The sequence below is a fragment of the Jiangella anatolica genome (genome assembly GCF_003236295.1).
GTDB lineage: Bacteria > Actinomycetota > Actinomycetes > Jiangellales > Jiangellaceae > Jiangella > Jiangella anatolica.
Window position 1 is genome coordinate 1 of record NZ_POTW01000075.1, and the last position, 14,562, is coordinate 14,562.

Genomic DNA, 14,562 nt, shown 5'->3' on the forward strand with positions numbered 1-14,562 from the left:
GGTCGAACGTCTCGAGCACGGCGTTGAGGACGGTGCCTGGGGCGAGGTTCGCCCACGCCGCGCTGGGGTGATCTCCGGGGCCGGTCATCCCGTCACGCTATCGCACACACGTTCGAAGAAGCGACCACAAGTCCACTATCCGGCCGGACGCAGCACCGCCAGAACCGGCCGGTGATCGCTCCCACCAGCGGCGTCGAGCACGGAGAAGGACACGACCGACCAGGCCCGCGCGTCGGCCAGCACGTGGTCGATCGGCGCACCGGCCCACGACGGCCAGCCGGCCGGCCAGGTCCCGGCGCCGGCGGCCGAGCGGGCCGCGGCGGCGTCGGCGCACGGCGCGAGCGAGCGCAGCGCCGGATGGTCCAGCGTCGCGTTGAAGTCGCCGGCGACGATCGCGCCCTCGGCGCCCTTGCACCGGCGCACGGCCCAGACGGTGTCGGCCCGCCAGCGTGCCATCGCGTCGCGCGTGGGCGGCCAGGCGTGGACGGCGGTGATCGGCGGCCCCGCCGATCCCGGCGCCGGCCGGACGGTGAACGAGCCGAGCCCGCCCGACGGGTCCGGCTCCGGCTGGCCGTAGCTCCCCAGCGACGACGCCACCAGCAGCCCGGTCGCCGACGTGATGCCGTCACCGGCCTGGTGATGGAAGACCTGGAAGCCGCCGCCGGCCAGCTCGGCGGCGCGCTGCGTCGTCGCGGCGGACGTCTCCGGCAGCACGACGACGTCCGCGCCGGTCGCGGTCACCAGGTCCGCGACGACCTCGGGGCCGGCGCCGTCGAACAGCGTGTTGAACGCCAGCACCCGCACCTCGCCGGCCGGCCCGCCGCCGACGGCCGGGACGGCGTCCGGCGACAGCCCGCGCGACAGCAGCACGCCGCCGGAGCACACCGTCGCCACGACTGCCACGAACGCGACCGCCGCGAGCGGCCACCGCGCCCCGCGCACGACCACCGCCAGCACGGCCAGCAGCACCGCGAGCGACGCGCCGGCGACCACCGTCAGCCCGCGCACCGCGACCACCTGGGCCGGGCCGAGGGCGTCGGACAGCCCGAGCCCTTGTGGCCACACGACCACCGCCGCCAGCAGCGCGGCCGCCGCCGTCGAGCCGAACAGCCACGCCCACCGGCGCGGTGTCACGCCGAGACGGAGCCCAGCGCCAGCTCGACCATCTCGGCGAACGTCCGCTCGCGCTCCTCGGCCGACGTCTCCTCGCCGGTGACGAGGTTGTCGCTGACCGTGCAGACCGCCATCGCCCGGGCGCCGAACTGGGCCGCCAGCGTGTAGAGCGCGGCCGCCTCCATCTCCACCGCCATGACGCCGTACTGCGTCAGGCGATCGCGCAGCTCGGGCCGGGGGTGGTAGAACGTGTCGGTGCTGAAGATCTGCCCGACGTGGTACCGGGCGCCGGCCGCCTCGGCCTGCTCCACGTAGGCCCGGACCAGCGAGAAGTCCGCCGTCGGCGCGTAGTGGAAGCCCTCGAAGCGCAGCGCGTTCATGGACGAGTCGGTGGCCGCGGAGATGCCGATCACGAGGTCGCGGACGGCGACGTCGGCCAGCAGCCCGCCGCACGTCCCGACCCGCAGCAGCGTCTTCGCGCCGTACTCCGCCAGCAGCTCGTGCACGTAGATCGACATGGACGGCTGGCCCATGCCGGTGCCCTGGACGGAGATGCGCTGCCCCTTGTAGGTGCCCGTGAAGCCGAGCATGTTGCGCACCTGCGTGTAGCAGCTGACGTCGTCGAGGTACGTCTTGGCGATCCACTCGGCACGGAGCGGGTCGCCCGGAAGCAGGACGGTCTCGGCGATCTCGCCGGCCGCGGCGGCAATGTGGGTGCTCACGAGTGCACACGGTATCCGGCGTAGGGTCGTGCCTCGTGCACGAGGCCTATGTGTTGCCCGGACCGCTCGCCCTCTCCCGCTCCACCGTCGACCGCGCCGCCGACCGTCGCGACGACGCCGCCTGGCTCGACTCGCTCTGGGCCGACGAGGCGACCCGGGTGCTGCTGGTCGGCAACGGGACGGTGTCGGCCGACGGTGACGCGCTGCGGTTCGTGCCGCCGTCACAGGCCCCGGACGGGGACCGGTTCCTGCTCGGCCTGGACGACGGCGTCGCCTTCCTCGCCGTGCACGTCGACGGGATGCCGGCCGGCGGTGCGACGCTGCGCGAGGCCGGCGCGCTGCTCGGCGACCGCGACGCCGGGCTGGCCGTGCACGCGATCGCGCTGGCCAACTGGCACGCGGCGCACCGGTTCTGCCCGCGTTGCGGCGCCCGGACGCGGTCGGCGTCGGGCGGGCACATGCGCGTGTGCGAGGCGGAGGGGTCGCAGCACTTCCCGCGCACCGACCCCGCGGTGATCGTGCTCGTGGTGGACGAGCGGGAGCGCTGCCTGCTCGGCCGGTCGGCGGCCTGGCCGGGACGCCGGTTCTCGACGCTGGCCGGCTTCGTCGAGCCGGGGGAGACGCCGGAGCACGCCGTCGTGCGCGAGCTGTACGAGGAGGTCCGGGTGCGCGTGACGTCGTGCGCCTACGCGGGCGCGCAGCCGTGGCCGTTCCCGTCCAGCCTCATGCTCGGCTACTACGCGACGGCGTCCGGCGACGACCCGACGCCCGACGGCGAGGAGATCGCCGAGGCGCGCTGGTTCAGCCGCGACGAGCTGACCGCGGCGATGGAGAGCGGAGACGTCATCCCGCCCAGCGGCATCTCGATCGCCCGCAAGCTGGTCGAGGGCTGGTACGGCCGGCCGCTGCCGGTCGACGTCAGCTGGCGATAGCGGCCAGCTTCTCCTTGACCTGCGACGGGCTCGGGTTGGTCAGCGCGCTGCCGTCGGCGAACACCAGCGTCGGCACGACCGCGTTGCCGCCGTTGAGGCTCATCACCAGGTCGGCCGACGCCGGGTGGGCCTCGATGTCGACCTCGTCGAACGTGATGCCGTCGCGGTTCAGCGCCTTCTTCAGCCGGATGCAGTAGCCACACCAGGTGGTGCTGTACATCGTGAACCGCGACATCGACTCTCCCGTGCCGGACCTGTTTGCCGTGACAGCTATCCAGAACCGGCGGCAGGTCCGGATTGTTCCGTGAACCGCCTCGCACCCTGTCGGTGCCGGCTGCGAGGATGGGCCGATGCGCGCACCCGACGTCCTCTCCGGCCTGGACCCCGAGCAGCGAGCGGTCGCGACCGCGCTGACCGGGCCGGTCTGCGTCATCGCGGGCGCCGGCACGGGCAAGACGCGCGCCATCACCCACCGCATCGCCCACGGCGTGCACACCGGCGCGTTCGACCCGCGCCGCACGCTCGCCGTCACGTTCACCACCCGGGCGGCGGGGGAGATGCGCGGCCGGCTGCGCGCCCTCGACGCCGAGGGGGTGCAGGCGCGCACGTTCCACTCTGCCGCGCTGCGCCAGGCCCGGTACTTCTGGCCGCAGATCACCGGATCCGACCTGCCCGAGATCAGCTCCAGCAAGCTGCCCATCGTCGGCTCGGCCGCGTCGCGCTGCCGGGTGCCCACCGACCGCACGGTGCTGCGCGACCTCGCCTCGGAGATCGAGTGGGCCAAGGTCAGCAACGTGCTGCCGGAGTCCTACGTCACGGCAGCCGAGGCGGCGCACCGCGAGGTCGGCAACGTCGACCCCGAGTCCGTCGCGCGCGTCTACGCCGCGTACGAGGACCTCAAGACCGACCGCAACGTGCTCGACATGGAGGACATCCTGCTGGCCGCCGTCGGGCTGCTGTCCGGCCATCCCGGCGTCGCCCAGCAGGTCCGGTCGCAGTACCACCACTTCGTCGTCGACGAGTACCAGGACGTCTCGCCGGTGCAGCAGAAGCTGCTCGACCTGTGGATGGGCGATCGCACCGACGTCTGTGTGGTCGGCGACCCGGCGCAGACCATCTACTCCTTCGCCGGCGCCCAGCCCGACTACCTGATCCGGTTCCCGCAGCGCTTCCCCGGCGCCACCGTCGTGCGGCTGTTCCGCGACTACCGCTCCACCCCTCAGGTGGTCGAGGTGGCCAACGGCGTGCTGCGTGCGGCCCGCGACGCGCATGCCGGCGTCGTGCTCGAGGCGCAGCGCCCGCCCGGCCCGGCGCCGTCGTTCGTCGAGCACTCCGACGAGCTGGCCGAGGCGTCGTGGGTGGCCGAGCGCATCGCCAAGTTGGTCGCCGACGGCACGCCGCAGCGCGAGATCGCGGTCCTGTTCCGCGTCAACGCACAGTCCGAGGCGTACGAGCAGGCGCTGGCCGACGCCGGCATCGCCTACGTCGTGCGCGGCGCCGAGCGGTTCTTCGACCGCGGCGAGGTGCGGCAGGCGGCCATGCTGCTGCGTGCCGCCGTCCGCACCGCCGACGGCACGCCGGACGCGCCCGACGCCGCCGCGGCGACGGCGGCCGTGCTCAGCGCGGCCGGCTGGTCGCCGTCGCCGCCGTCCGGTGGCGGCCAGGCCCGGGAGCGGTGGGAGTCGCTGGCGGCGCTGGTCTCGCTGGCCGAGGAGGTCGTCACGGCCAAGCCCGGCGCCGGCCTGGCCGACGTCGTCGACGAGCTGGAGGCGCGCGCGACCGCCCAGCACGCGCCGGTGGCCGACGGCGTCACGCTCGCGTCGCTGCACTCGGCCAAGGGTCTGGAGTGGGACGCGGTCTTCGTCGTCGGCTGTCACGAGGGCACGCTGCCGCTGAGCTACGCCGAGACGCCGGCGCAGATCGAGGAGGAGCGCCGGCTGCTCTACGTCGGCGTCACCCGTGCGCGCGAGTTCCTGTCGGTGTCGTGGTCGCTGGCCCGCCAGCCCGGCGGCCGCGGCAACCGCCGGCCCAGCCGGTTCCTCGACGGCGTCCGGCCCGGCGGCGTCGCCCGCAGCGACCACCGTCCCGACCGCGGCTCCGGGGGCAAGGGCCGCAGGTCCGGTGCGCCGGCCCGCTGCCGGGTCTGCGGCGCGCCGCTCGTCGACGCCGTCGACCGCAAGCTCGGCCGGTGCGGCAGCTGCCCGTCGTCGATGGACGAGGCGCTGTTCGAGCGGCTGCGGGCATGGCGGCTGGAGCGGTCGCAGGAGCAGAAGGTGCCGGCGTACGTGGTGTTCACCGACGCCACGCTGATCGCGATCGCCGAGTCCACGCCGGTCAGCGAGACCCAGCTGGCGGCCATCCCGGGCGTCGGCCGGACCAAACTGGAGCGGTACGGGGCGGACGTTCTGGAGCTGTGCCGGGAAGTCGCCGAAGAATGAGCGTAAAAATAGGTTGCCCCTTACAGTAACGCCGGTTTAGCATTGCCGAGCGCGTTGCGATGCGACGTGCCCATGAGTCGGAGGGCCCGGCTCGGGACTGACGCCGAAAGGAGGAACGCATGATGGAGATCACGACTACCAGCCCGTTTGAGTGCGGTGTCGGCTTCGCGTATGTGCCTTCCCTCCGTGGCGTCTCTCTGAGCTTCGGTGCGTCCATGATCGCGCCCGTGACCGTCCCGCAGACGGGAGAAGTGCGTCCGCAGGCAGGCACCAATGGCGGCATGACGCACCTCGTCGATGGGGTCAAGCAGGACGTGCGAGTCCGCACCTGGGGTCCACCGGTCTAGCCATGAGACGACCGGCGCCTCCGAGGCCGCGGACCCCCACACCGGGATCCGCGGCCTTTTTGTTTGCCACCAGGCAAACAGTGTTTGCCACGACCGAACTGGAGGAAAGGAGGTGACCGAACTCATGATGCTGAGCAGCGTTCTCGACCGGGCCGTAGCGGCTGACGAGTCCATTCCCTGCCGGAAGGACCCGGAGCTGTGGTTCGCCGAGTCGCCGGCTGACGTCGAGGACGCCAAGCTGCTGTGCCAGGAATGCCCCGTGCGGGAGCAGTGCCTGGCCGGTGCGATGGACCGGGCCGAGCCCTGGGGCGTCTGGGGCGGAGAGCTCTTCGTCGCCGGCGCCATCGTGGCGCGCAAGCGGCCTCGCGGCCGGCCCCGCAAGAACGAGATCGCGGCGTAGTGAGGACCAGCACACGCCGGAACAGGGCACCAACGGCAGCTGCCGACGACCGATGACCCCGATGGACGGACCGACATGACCACGACCCGCCCGGCCGACGCGGCCGACCCGAAGACCACCACGACCGCCACCGTCACGAACCGAGACTTCAGGAGCACCGAGATGCATCTCATGAACGAAGCCCTCGCGCGCGCACACTGTATGGAGCAGCGCGAGCAAGCGATGAAGGAACAGCGCGTACGCCGCGTGCTGGCCGCTCGCCGGCTGGACCGCCGGGCGGCGCGCGCCGCGCAGCGGGCCAGGAACCTGGCCGCGGCCGCGGTGAGTCTGCGCAGCCGCACGTACTGAGCCGGCCCTGAGGTGGCGCCCGTCCCGATGACGGGCGCGCCTCGTGGTCGTGGACGTGCCGTCGAGTTCGATCTCCGGCCCCGCGTCGTCCCCAGGGACGGCGCGGGGCCGTCGTCGTTTCTCGCGCTTGTCCGGGGTGGTCGGTACCAGTCGTTGCGGCGGACCGGCGGCGGATCCGACGATGGCGGGCCGGGGTCCGTGTACCCCGGTTCTCATGGGGGGATCCAGCGATGACGACGACGAAAGAGGGCCGCGTGGCCGAGGCTGTGGCGTGCGCACACTGTGGGACGACAGCGGCGGAGCCGCCGCTGACGTGGGTGAGCAGTGTGGAACGGGGCCGGACGCTGTACTACTGCGACCGGTGCGCCCGCGACAACCTGCGCTCCATCGAGGCGCGGCTGGACACCGCCTGGTGGACGGACTGACCGTACCGGGAGTCTGCGCCGCTCAGCGCCGCGCGGCCGCCGTCAGCGCCGCGAACTCGTCGTCGGTCAGCTCGATGCCGGCCGCGCCGACGTTCTGCTCCAGATGCTCGACGCTCGACGTGCCGGGGATCGGCAGCATGACCGGTGAGCGGCGCAGCAGCCAGGCCAGCGCCAGCTGGGCCGGGGTGGCGTCGTGCCGGCGGGCGGCCGCGGCCAGTGGTCCGCCGTCGCGGGCCAGGGCGCCGGTGGCCAGCGGGTACCAGGGGATGAACGCGATGCCGTGCTCGGCGCAGTGGTCGACGACGTCCTCGGCGGACCGGTCGGCGAGGTTGTAGAGGTTCTGCACCGAGACGATCGGCGCGATCCGCCGGGCCGCCTCCAGCTGCTCGACCGTCACCTCGCTGAGGCCGAGGTGACGGATCTTGCCCTCGTCCTGCAGCGCCTTGAGCTCGCCGATCTGGTCGGCCAGCGGGACGTTGCGGTCGATGCGGTGCAGCTGGAACAGGTCGATGCGCTCCAGGCCGAGGTGGCGCAGGCTCAACTCGGCCTGCTGGCGCAGGTACTCCGGCCGGCCCAGCGGCTTCCAGCGGTTCGGGCCCTGCCGGGTGAAGCCGGCCTTCGTCGCGATGACGAGGCCGTCGGGGTAGGGATGCAGCGCCCGCTTGATCAGCAGCTCGGCGGTGAACGGCCCGTAGGAGTCGGCGGTGTCGACGAACGTGACGCCGAGCTCGGCCGCGCGGCGCAGCACCCGGACGGCGCCGTCGGGATCGGGGGAGTCGCCCCAGACGCCGGGTCCGGGCAGCTGCATCGAGCCGAACCCGAGGCGCACCACCGGCAGGTCGCCGCCGAGCGCGAACGTGCCGCTGCGCGCGGCGTCGAGCGTGCCGGGCATCTGTCTCCTTCGGTCAGGCGGTGAAGCCGGGCAGCCAGCGCTCGAGCTCGGCCTGGAACGGCGCCTCGCAGTCCAGTTGCGAGAGCACGCCGATGCCGCCGATCCAGACCCGGTGGATGAGCAGGTACGACGGTGGCAGGTTCAGCTTGAGGCCGATCGAGTAGCCGGGCCGGCGCGGGTCGTTGATGCGGGCGAACTGTTCGCGCATCCAAGGCCGGTTGAAGTGGAACCGGTCGACCCGCGCGGGCTCGAGGAACGGCGCGAGGTAGTCGTAGAGCTCCTCGGGCTTGAGGTTGATGTGCGGCTTGACGAAGCCCTCCTCGCGCAGCCCGTCGAGCATCTCGTCGGCCTGCCCGGCCAGCGCGCGGCGCATCAGCTGCCCGATCGACGGCGGCAGGCCTTCGGGCAGCCGGGCGACGGCGCCGTAGTCGAGCACGCCGAGCCGGCCGTCCGCCGTCATCCGGTAGTTGCCCGGATGCGGGTCGGCGTGCAGCAGCCCGGCCCGGGTCGGCCCGGAGAACAGGAACCGGACGTACAGCAGACCGGCGCGGTCGCGTTCCTCCTGCGTGCCGCCGGCGATGACCTTCGACAGCGGCAGCCCGTCGAGCCACTCCGACACGAGCACGTGCTCGGCGCCCTCGACCAGCTTCGGCACCGCGAACTCCGGGTCGTCGGCGTAGGCGATCGCGAACCCGTCCTGCGCATCGGCCTCCATGCGGTAGTCGAGCTCCTCGACCATGCGGTCGTGCAGCTCTTCCACCAGCGCCTTCGCGTCCATGCCGGGCACCAGCGCGCCGATCGAGCGGCCCAGCCGGGCGACCTGGCGCAGGTCCGCCCGCAGCGCGTCGCCGGCGCCGGGGTACTGCACCTTCACCGCGACCTCACGGCCGTCGTGCCAGACCGCCTTGTGCACCTGCCCGATCGACGCCGACGCCGCCGGCGTGTCGTCGAAGGACCGGAAGCGGTCGCGCCAGTCCGCGCCGAGGTCCGCGGCGAGGACGCCATGCACCGTCGCGGCCTTCATCGGCGGGGCGGACTCCTGCAGCTTCGTCAGCGTCGCGCGATACGGCGCGGCCAACTCCTCCGGGATGCCCGCCTCCAGCACCGACAGCGTCTGCCCGAACTTCATCGCGCCGCCCTTGAGCTCGCCGAGCACCCGGAACACGTGCTCGGCGGTGCGCTGCTGCACGTCGGCGCTCACCGACTCGGCCGACGCGCCGCTGAGCCGCTTGCCCAGACCCAGCGTCGCCCGGCCGGCCAGCCCCAGCGGCAGCGAGGCGAGCTTGAAGGCGCGGTTGACGGCGTTGCGTGGCAGGTCGCTCACATCACCCATTGTGCAGCCTCGCCCGCTCCGGCCGCCCAGCCACACCCGCATCGCGGATGCGGGCGCCAGCTCCGCCGCCGCGGCAGCCCCGACGGCAGCGTCACCTCCACCGTGCCGTCGACGGCCGCCGGGGCGAACCCGTCCAGGTAGGCAAGCGCCTGCGCCGCGGCCAGCCCCGCGACGACGGCGGCCAGCGCGCTGTCGCAGGCCGGCTCCGGTGGCGGGCGACGCAACGCCTGGTCGAGGACGAGCGGCCAGTGCGGGTCGCGGCCGGTGCGGTGCAGGTCGTGGCAGCGCAGGCAGGACGACCGGCCGGGGATCACGAGCGGGCCGACCACGCCCGTGAGCTCGATGACCGTGGCGAACAGGTGCGGGATGCCCTGCTGCAGCAACTCCGCGGCCTCCTCCCGGCCGGTCCCGGTGGTCGGCGCGAGGATCGCCAGATCGGGGACGGACGGAGTGCGCGGTCCGGCTGGGCGCTGCGGTGGAAGTGCCTTCGGGGCGATGCGGGCGCTGGAGTGCAGCCGGGGCGCCCGCCGCACTGCCGGTGCCGAGCCGGCCGGTGCTCCCTGCTGGGCCGGGGTCGCTGGGCCGGGCTCGGCGGTGCGGTGGTCGTGCGGTTGGGGCTCGGTTGTGGGGTGGCCGTGCGGTGGCGAGCCGGCCGGTACCCCCGGGTGGGCTGCGGCCGCTGGGCCGGGCTCGGTTGTGGGGTGCGCATGCGGGTCGGACTCGGCCGGTTCTCGTGGCGCGGCGCGGCGTGCTGGGTTGGCGTCCGCCGTCGGGAGAGCTGGCGCCACCGGCCGGGCTCGTGGCGCCGGCCGAGCTTGTGCTCCGGTCGCGTCGCGCTCACCGGCCGTCACGCCGATCCGCGGGCGAGCGGCGGGGCGGACCTCCTGGCCGGCCGTCCTGGATCGCGTCCCGGAGCCGCCGCGCCTCGACGGCGCCGCGTTGTCCAGGGCTGCGGCCCGCAGGCCGAGCTCGTCCCAGTCGTCCTCCCCGGCGTCGGCGGCCAGCAGCGAGGCGAGCGAGCGTCGCCGGGGCATGCCGACCGCGTGCCGTGGATGGCCGCCGGGGCTGACGTCGGCGGGGCGGACCGGATCGCCGTCGAGTATCGCGACCGTCCCGATCCCGGCGGCGGCCAGCAGCCGCGCGATCTGCGCCCCGATCCGGCCCGCACCATGCACGTCGACCCGCAGCCGGCCCCGGGCGGCCATCGTCTCAACGCCGCCGTCGGCCGACCGGGTCACCAACCCAGCACTGGAGCGGTCCGGTTGCCGCCACGGGTCGGCCGAGCCAACCGGCTCGGCCGAGGCAGCGGCACCGACCGGGCGGCCGGAGCCGGCTGAACCGGCCAGCTGAGCCGCGTGGCCCGGGTCGAGCCGGTCGCCGTCGATGACGGCGCCCGCCGCGAGCAGCAACCGGGTGAGCCGGTCGGCGGCGGAGCGGCCGAGGCCGAGCTCGGCCGCCAGCTCCCGCAGCGCAGCCAGATCGGCCGCGCCCGTCATCGCCTCGACGACGGCCCGTTCGGGCCGGCTCAGCCCGCCGACCACCAGCGCGATCCCCGGCGTCGCGCCCACCTGCACGGTGGACTCGTCACGCCAGGTTCGGCTGAGAGCGGGGTGGAGGATGGGACGCACAGCGGCATCTTGCCCCGTCCGGCGCCGCCGTGCGTTCCGTCATCCACAGGCCCGCGCGGAGCGGGCCGTCATCCACAGGCTCAGACGCGGCCGAGGATGCGGTTCAGATTGGTGGAGCAGACCGGGCAGACGGCCTTCGCCATCCGGGTGCCCTTGTCGTTGACGACGATGTCGCCGGTCGCCTCGCGCTTCTCCTTGCACTTCACGCAGTAGAACTCCCCCGTGTACGTCTCAGCCATTCGTGGCCTTCCTTCCCTCGTGAGCAGGAGTGGAAGCAGCAGGTCAGCCGCGTCCCCCGTGATGATTGAGCCGACACACTACGCCAGCCGGGCGAACTCGCGAGGCGAAAACCGGCGAGCAGCCGGGCGGATGGGATGCGCCCGGCGAGATCTCAGTTCCGCTGACGGTCGCGCGCATTCCCCGGACGCGCGGAGGTGTCATCGTTTTCCGAGATCCCGCCGAGCGGGATCGGGCGGCCCGTGCGAAGTGTGGTGTGCAAGGGATTCGAACCGCCGGACATGTCAGTGAACGTACGGGGATCCCAGGGTGGCGGCAACGGGAACGGCGGGGAACCGTCCCAAGGCTGTGGATAACTCTGTGGACGACTTGTGCAGGACTGCCGGGCAGCTTGTGGACCACCGGTGCGCAGTGTGTTGACAACCCGGCGGCGATGCCGCGATCACCGCTCTGACCTGCCTGAACGCAATCCACCACATGTGCACGAAGAAACCACGGCCGATACGGCGCGAGCGAAGCCGACCGAGCCGGGCATTGGCGTCGTAGGCGGCATTCTCGGCGAGTTATCCACATTGCATCCACGCGATCCCCGGCGGATGGGTCTACCGTGCAAGCATGGAGGCTCCGGACGTCGAGATACGGCGCTCGCTGCGCCGCCGGCGTACGGTCACGGCGTTCCGCGAGAACGGCCGCGTCGTCGTGTGCCTCCCGTCCCGGCTCAGCAAGGCCGAGGAGCGCCGCTGGGTCCAGGTGATGCTGGACCGGCTGGCGGCGCAGGAGAAGCGCCGCAGGCCCAGCGACGAAGGGCTGCTGGCCAGAGCCGGCGAGCTGTCGCGCAAGTACCTCGGCGGCCGGGCGACGCCGAGCAGCGTGCGGTGGAGCTCGACGCAGCGAGCACGGTGGGGCTCGTGTACGCCGAGCGACGGGTCGATCCGGCTGTCCAGCCGGTTGCAGGGGCTGCCGACCTGGGTGATCGACTACGTGCTCGTGCACGAGCTGGCGCACCTGCTGGTGAACGACCACGGCCCGGAGTTCTGGGCGCTGGTCGGCGAGTATCCGCGGGCCGAGCGGGCGCGCGGCTTCCTCGACGGCTACAGCCACGCGGCCGGCATGACCTCCGGCGCCGACGACGGGGACGCCGAAGCCGACGAGAACCCGGATTCCGCCGAGGCCGCGGCCACCTGAGGCAGGCGCGGCGGACAGCCGCCGAGGACCGGACCGGCCGGACTCCGTGCCCGATTCGGGTGGATTCGCCGGCGATCCTGGGTAACGTCCGGCGGTGACGTTGACGCAGGCGTTCGTGGGCATCCCCGCGGGCAGCATCACCTGGGAGGGGTTGCTGAGCGGCGCGCTCGCCGTCCCGGCCACCTTCCTCGCGGCGCTGCTGGCGTTCTGGCTGCAGTCCCGCCACACCGCGCGCCAGGGACTCGTCGACGCCGTCGAGTCGTTGCGGGAGCTGGTGATGCGCGTGGCCTCCGTGCCCGCTCAGCCGGAGGGCGCGTGGATGCCGGGCGGGACCCGCAGGCTGACCGAGTCAGAGGCGCGGCTCTTCGTCGACCTCGGCGAGCGGATCGCGCGGGTCCGGGCGCGCTGCGGCCGCCGCGACCGCGCGCTCGCCGCCGGGCTGCGGGACGCGCACCTCAGCGCCATCACTGCCGTCGTCACCGGCGAGACGACGGACGCGGCGGCGGTGTGGCGGTTCCTGGACGCGTGGCTGGACTCGCGCAGCGGCGTCCGGCGCGGCCGGATCACCATCGAGGCGCTCCGGCCCACCAAGAGCAGGACCGGCGAGAAGGTGCCCAGCCGCGGCTGAACGTCAGAGCGCGGCGCGGGCGGCCGCGACCAGCTCCACCACGCCGCCGCCGAGCGGGTTCGGCAGCTCGTCGTAGCCGAACCAGCCGAGGTCGTGCGACTCGTCGCTGATCGCGGCGACCGCGCCGGCCGGCGCCAGCGCCAGGAACTGCACGTCCAGGTGCTCCTCGGCGACACCGGGCTGACACGGCGCCGGATGCCGGTCCAGCTTGATCGGCTGCCCACCGGCGCCCAGCGTCAGCCCGGCGATCCCGCTCTCCTCGGTCGCCTCGCGCAGCGCCGTCGCGGCCAGCGAGCCGTCGCCGTCCTCGCAGTGGCCGGCGGCCTGCAGCCACAGCCCGGCCTTGGCGTGCAGGAGCAGCAGGACCCGCGAACCGGCGGGATCGACGATCAGCGCGCTGCCGGTGAGGTGCGCGGGCACGCAGGCGCGGCTCACTGAATCCGGCCGCGCCCGCAACAGCTCGAGGTACGAACGTCGCAGGACATCCTGCGACGGCGACGGCGCGGCCCACTCCGACAGCACGGCGACGGCGTCGGCGTGCAGAGGGTCGGCCGGCATCAGGACGGGCTGCCGCCGTTCTCGTCCTCCGGCGGCGCCGGTGTGTCGTCGAGCCCGGACATGTCCCACTGGTCGGCCACGAGGAACGCGGCCGGGTCGGCCAGGTCGTCCGCCGACGGCATCAGGTCCGGGTGCGCCCACAGCGCGTCGCGGCCGTCGACGCCGCGAGCGTCGCGGACGGCGGCCCAGAAGCTGGCCGCCTCGCGCAGCCGGCGCGGCCGCAGCTGCAGCCCGACCAGCGTCGCGAACGTCTGCTCGGCCGGGCCACCGGACGCGCGGCGACGGCGGACGGTCTCGCGCAGCGCCGCCGCGGACGGCAGCCGGTCGGTCGTCGCCTGCGTGACGACGTCGTCGACCCAGCCCTCCACCAGCGCCAGCGCCAGCTCGAGCCGGTCCAGCGCGGCCTGCTGCTCCGGCGTCGTCGGCAGGTCGAACAGCCCGCCCTCGAGCGCCTCCTGCAGCGCCTCGGGCCGCTGCGGGTCCAGCTCGCGCATCTTCTCCTCGATGGCGCTGGTGTCGACGCTGACGTTGCGGGCGTACTCCTCGACCAGCGCGACGATGTGCGCGCGCAGCCACGGCGCGTGCCCGTACAGCCGGACGTAGGCGGCCTCGCGCAGCGCCAGGTACAGCGTGACGTCGCGTGCCTCGACGCCGAGACCTTCGCCGAACGCGCGGACGTTGGCCGGCAGCAGCGCGGGGTGACCGGCCGCCAGCGGCACGCCGATGTCGGCCGAGCCGACCACCTCGCCGGCCAGCTTGCCGATGCTCTGGCCCACCTGCGCGCCCCACATCGAGACGCCGACCTGCTGCAGCATGCCGACCAGCGGGCCGGCGGCCTGCGCGACCTCCGGCGGCAGCGACGTGTTCATCGCCTCGGAGACGCGTGCGGCCAGCGGCTCGACGAGGTCCTTCCAGGCGGCCTGGGTGCCCTCGACCCACTCGGCGCGGCTCCAGGTGCGCGGCGCGCCGCCGGTGGACGGGAACGTGGTGGCGCCGTCGAGCCAGGTGTCGGCGAGCCGGAACGCGTCGTCGACCTCACGGCGATCGGTGCCGCTGACGGAGCGGTCGCCGGCCGCGGAGACGACCTCGCGGGCGGCCTGGTTGGCGAGGTCCCAGTTCACCGGCCCTCCGGACCAGGAGAACATCTGGCCCAGCTGCTGGAACATAGCGCCGAGGTCGGGCGCGCCGCCGGGACCGCCGGGGCCACCCGCGCCGAACATGCCGAACAGCCCGCCGAACGGATCGTTCGGACCGGGACCGCCGGTCCCGCCGGCGCCGGGCTCCGGCTTCTCCGGCCGGTTGTCATCCGGGTCGTCGGAGGAACGGAAACCGAAGGGGACGTCATTCATGGCAGCGCCTCGGGCAGGATGGGAAGC

The 14,562-nt window shown here is 73.7% G+C and carries 17 protein-coding genes; 8 read left to right on the plus strand and 9 right to left on the minus strand.

The genetic code is table 11. From position 1 onward, the window contains the following. Window positions 1–135 precede the first annotated feature (135 nt). Both C1I92_RS24115 and deoD read right to left on the minus strand, forming a co-directional pair. A complete protein-coding gene (locus C1I92_RS24115) occupies window positions 136–1,134 on the minus strand; it encodes an endonuclease/exonuclease/phosphatase family protein (RefSeq protein WP_158564260.1) in 999 nt (332 codons plus the stop codon). Then, window positions 1,131–1,835: a purine-nucleoside phosphorylase gene (deoD, locus tag C1I92_RS24120; protein WP_111257193.1), complete on the minus strand. Its 705-nt coding sequence runs from the start codon at window positions 1,833–1,835 to the stop codon at window positions 1,131–1,133. The genes C1I92_RS24115 and deoD overlap by 4 nt, the downstream gene beginning before the upstream one ends. Window positions 1,836–1,870: 35 nt before the next feature. On the opposite strand from deoD, the gene nudC reads away from it, so the two are divergent. Then, complete coding sequence (gene nudC, locus C1I92_RS24125) at window positions 1,871–2,767, plus strand: NAD(+) diphosphatase (protein WP_111257194.1); 897 nt, start codon at window positions 1,871–1,873, stop codon at window positions 2,765–2,767. Here nudC and C1I92_RS24130 read toward each other — a convergent pair. Continuing rightward, window positions 2,754–3,002 (minus strand): mycoredoxin, encoded by a 249-nt coding sequence (locus tag C1I92_RS24130; protein WP_111257195.1) that lies wholly within the window; start codon window positions 3,000–3,002, stop codon window positions 2,754–2,756. The genes nudC and C1I92_RS24130 overlap by 14 nt on opposite strands. Before the next feature lie 115 nt (window positions 3,003–3,117). Here C1I92_RS24130 and C1I92_RS24135 point away from each other — a divergent pair, with 115 nt between their 5' ends. From C1I92_RS24135 to C1I92_RS24155, 5 genes are all read left to right on the plus strand, one after another. After that, on the plus strand, window positions 3,118–5,205 hold the full coding sequence (locus C1I92_RS24135; RefSeq protein ID WP_111257196.1) for an ATP-dependent DNA helicase UvrD2: 2,088 nt from the start codon (window positions 3,118–3,120) through the stop codon (window positions 5,203–5,205). A gap of 119 nt (window positions 5,206–5,324) precedes the next feature. Next, a complete protein-coding gene (locus C1I92_RS24140) occupies window positions 5,325–5,552 on the plus strand; it encodes a hypothetical protein (RefSeq protein WP_111257197.1) in 228 nt (75 codons plus the stop codon). 127 nt (window positions 5,553–5,679) lie between these two features. Then, the gene (locus tag C1I92_RS24145) at window positions 5,680–5,952 is read left to right on the plus strand and encodes a WhiB family transcriptional regulator (protein ID WP_111257221.1); all 273 of its coding nucleotides are present in this window, start codon (window positions 5,680–5,682) and stop codon (window positions 5,950–5,952) included. A 39-nt stretch (window positions 5,953–5,991) separates the two neighbouring features. Further along, window positions 5,992–6,300, plus strand: a complete 309-nt coding sequence (locus C1I92_RS24150; RefSeq protein WP_499799021.1) for a putative WhiB-interacting protein — start codon at window positions 5,992–5,994, stop codon at window positions 6,298–6,300. A gap of 230 nt (window positions 6,301–6,530) precedes the next feature. Next, window positions 6,531–6,725, plus strand: coding sequence for a hypothetical protein (locus C1I92_RS24155; RefSeq protein WP_111257199.1), 195 nt, complete (start codon window positions 6,531–6,533; stop codon window positions 6,723–6,725). 22 nt (window positions 6,726–6,747) lie between these two features. On the opposite strand, the gene C1I92_RS24160 is transcribed toward C1I92_RS24155, so the two are convergent. The 4 genes from C1I92_RS24160 to C1I92_RS34580 all read right to left on the minus strand — a co-directional run bounded on the left by C1I92_RS24160 (window position 6,748) and on the right by C1I92_RS34580 (window position 10,817). Then, window positions 6,748–7,617 carry an aldo/keto reductase gene (locus C1I92_RS24160; RefSeq protein WP_111257200.1) on the minus strand — a complete coding sequence of 290 codons (870 nt, stop codon included), beginning with the start codon at window positions 7,615–7,617 and terminating at the stop codon, window positions 6,748–6,750. A 13-nt stretch (window positions 7,618–7,630) separates the two neighbouring features. Further along, window positions 7,631–8,950: an ABC1 kinase family protein gene (locus C1I92_RS24165; RefSeq protein WP_369124127.1), complete on the minus strand. Its 1,320-nt coding sequence runs from the start codon at window positions 8,948–8,950 to the stop codon at window positions 7,631–7,633. Continuing rightward, a complete protein-coding gene (locus C1I92_RS24170; protein ID WP_111257202.1) occupies window positions 8,938–10,524 on the minus strand; it encodes a ThiF family adenylyltransferase in 1,587 nt (528 codons plus the stop codon). Before C1I92_RS24170 ends, C1I92_RS24165 begins: the two co-directional genes overlap by 13 nt. Before the next feature lie 134 nt (window positions 10,525–10,658). Further along, on the minus strand, window positions 10,659–10,817 hold the full coding sequence (locus C1I92_RS34580; protein WP_199521547.1) for a DUF5679 domain-containing protein: 159 nt from the start codon (window positions 10,815–10,817) through the stop codon (window positions 10,659–10,661). 613 nt (window positions 10,818–11,430) lie between these two features. Between C1I92_RS34580 and C1I92_RS24175 the strand changes: the two genes are divergently transcribed. Then, entirely contained in the window at window positions 11,431–12,000 is a 570-nt protein-coding gene (locus C1I92_RS24175; RefSeq protein ID WP_199521548.1) for a M48 metallopeptidase family protein, read from the plus strand. Between the two features lie 94 nt (window positions 12,001–12,094). Further along, entirely contained in the window at window positions 12,095–12,628 is a 534-nt protein-coding gene (locus C1I92_RS24180) for a hypothetical protein (protein ID WP_111257203.1), read from the plus strand. A 3-nt stretch (window positions 12,629–12,631) separates the two neighbouring features. Here C1I92_RS24180 and C1I92_RS24185 read toward each other — a convergent pair whose 3' ends face one another. Next, window positions 12,632–13,186, minus strand: coding sequence for an NUDIX hydrolase (locus C1I92_RS24185; RefSeq protein WP_111257204.1), 555 nt, complete (start codon window positions 13,184–13,186; stop codon window positions 12,632–12,634). After that, a complete protein-coding gene (locus tag C1I92_RS24190; RefSeq protein ID WP_111257205.1) occupies window positions 13,186–14,535 on the minus strand; it encodes a zinc-dependent metalloprotease in 1,350 nt (449 codons plus the stop codon). Before C1I92_RS24190 ends, C1I92_RS24185 begins: the two co-directional genes overlap by 1 nt. Window positions 14,536–14,562: the final 27 nt, after the last annotated feature.

Excerpts from the sequence above, each read along its gene's own strand:
- C1I92_RS24190 (WP_111257205.1), bottom strand. The coding sequence starts at position 14,535 with ATGAATGACGTCCCCTTCGGTTTCCGTTCCTCCGACGACCCGGATGAC.
- C1I92_RS24145 (WP_111257221.1), top strand. The coding sequence starts at position 5,680 with ATGCTGAGCAGCGTTCTCGACCGGGCCGTAGCGGCTGACGAGTCCATT.
- C1I92_RS24155 (WP_111257199.1), top strand. The coding sequence starts at position 6,531 with ATGACGACGACGAAAGAGGGCCGCGTGGCCGAGGCTGTGGCGTGCGCA.
- C1I92_RS34580 (WP_199521547.1), bottom strand. The coding sequence starts at position 10,817 with ATGGCTGAGACGTACACGGGGGAGTTCTACTGCGTGAAGTGCAAGGAG.
- C1I92_RS24185 (WP_111257204.1), bottom strand. The coding sequence starts at position 13,186 with ATGCCGGCCGACCCTCTGCACGCCGACGCCGTCGCCGTGCTGTCGGAG.
- C1I92_RS24165 (WP_369124127.1), bottom strand. The coding sequence starts at position 8,950 with ATGGGTGATGTGAGCGACCTGCCACGCAACGCCGTCAACCGCGCCTTC.
- C1I92_RS24175 (WP_199521548.1), top strand. The coding sequence starts at position 11,431 with ATGGAGGCTCCGGACGTCGAGATACGGCGCTCGCTGCGCCGCCGGCGT.
- C1I92_RS24135 (WP_111257196.1), top strand. The coding sequence starts at position 3,118 with ATGCGCGCACCCGACGTCCTCTCCGGCCTGGACCCCGAGCAGCGAGCG.
- C1I92_RS24140 (WP_111257197.1), top strand. The coding sequence starts at position 5,325 with ATGATGGAGATCACGACTACCAGCCCGTTTGAGTGCGGTGTCGGCTTC.
- C1I92_RS24160 (WP_111257200.1), bottom strand. The coding sequence starts at position 7,617 with ATGCCCGGCACGCTCGACGCCGCGCGCAGCGGCACGTTCGCGCTCGGC.
- C1I92_RS24130 (WP_111257195.1), bottom strand. The coding sequence starts at position 3,002 with ATGTCGCGGTTCACGATGTACAGCACCACCTGGTGTGGCTACTGCATC.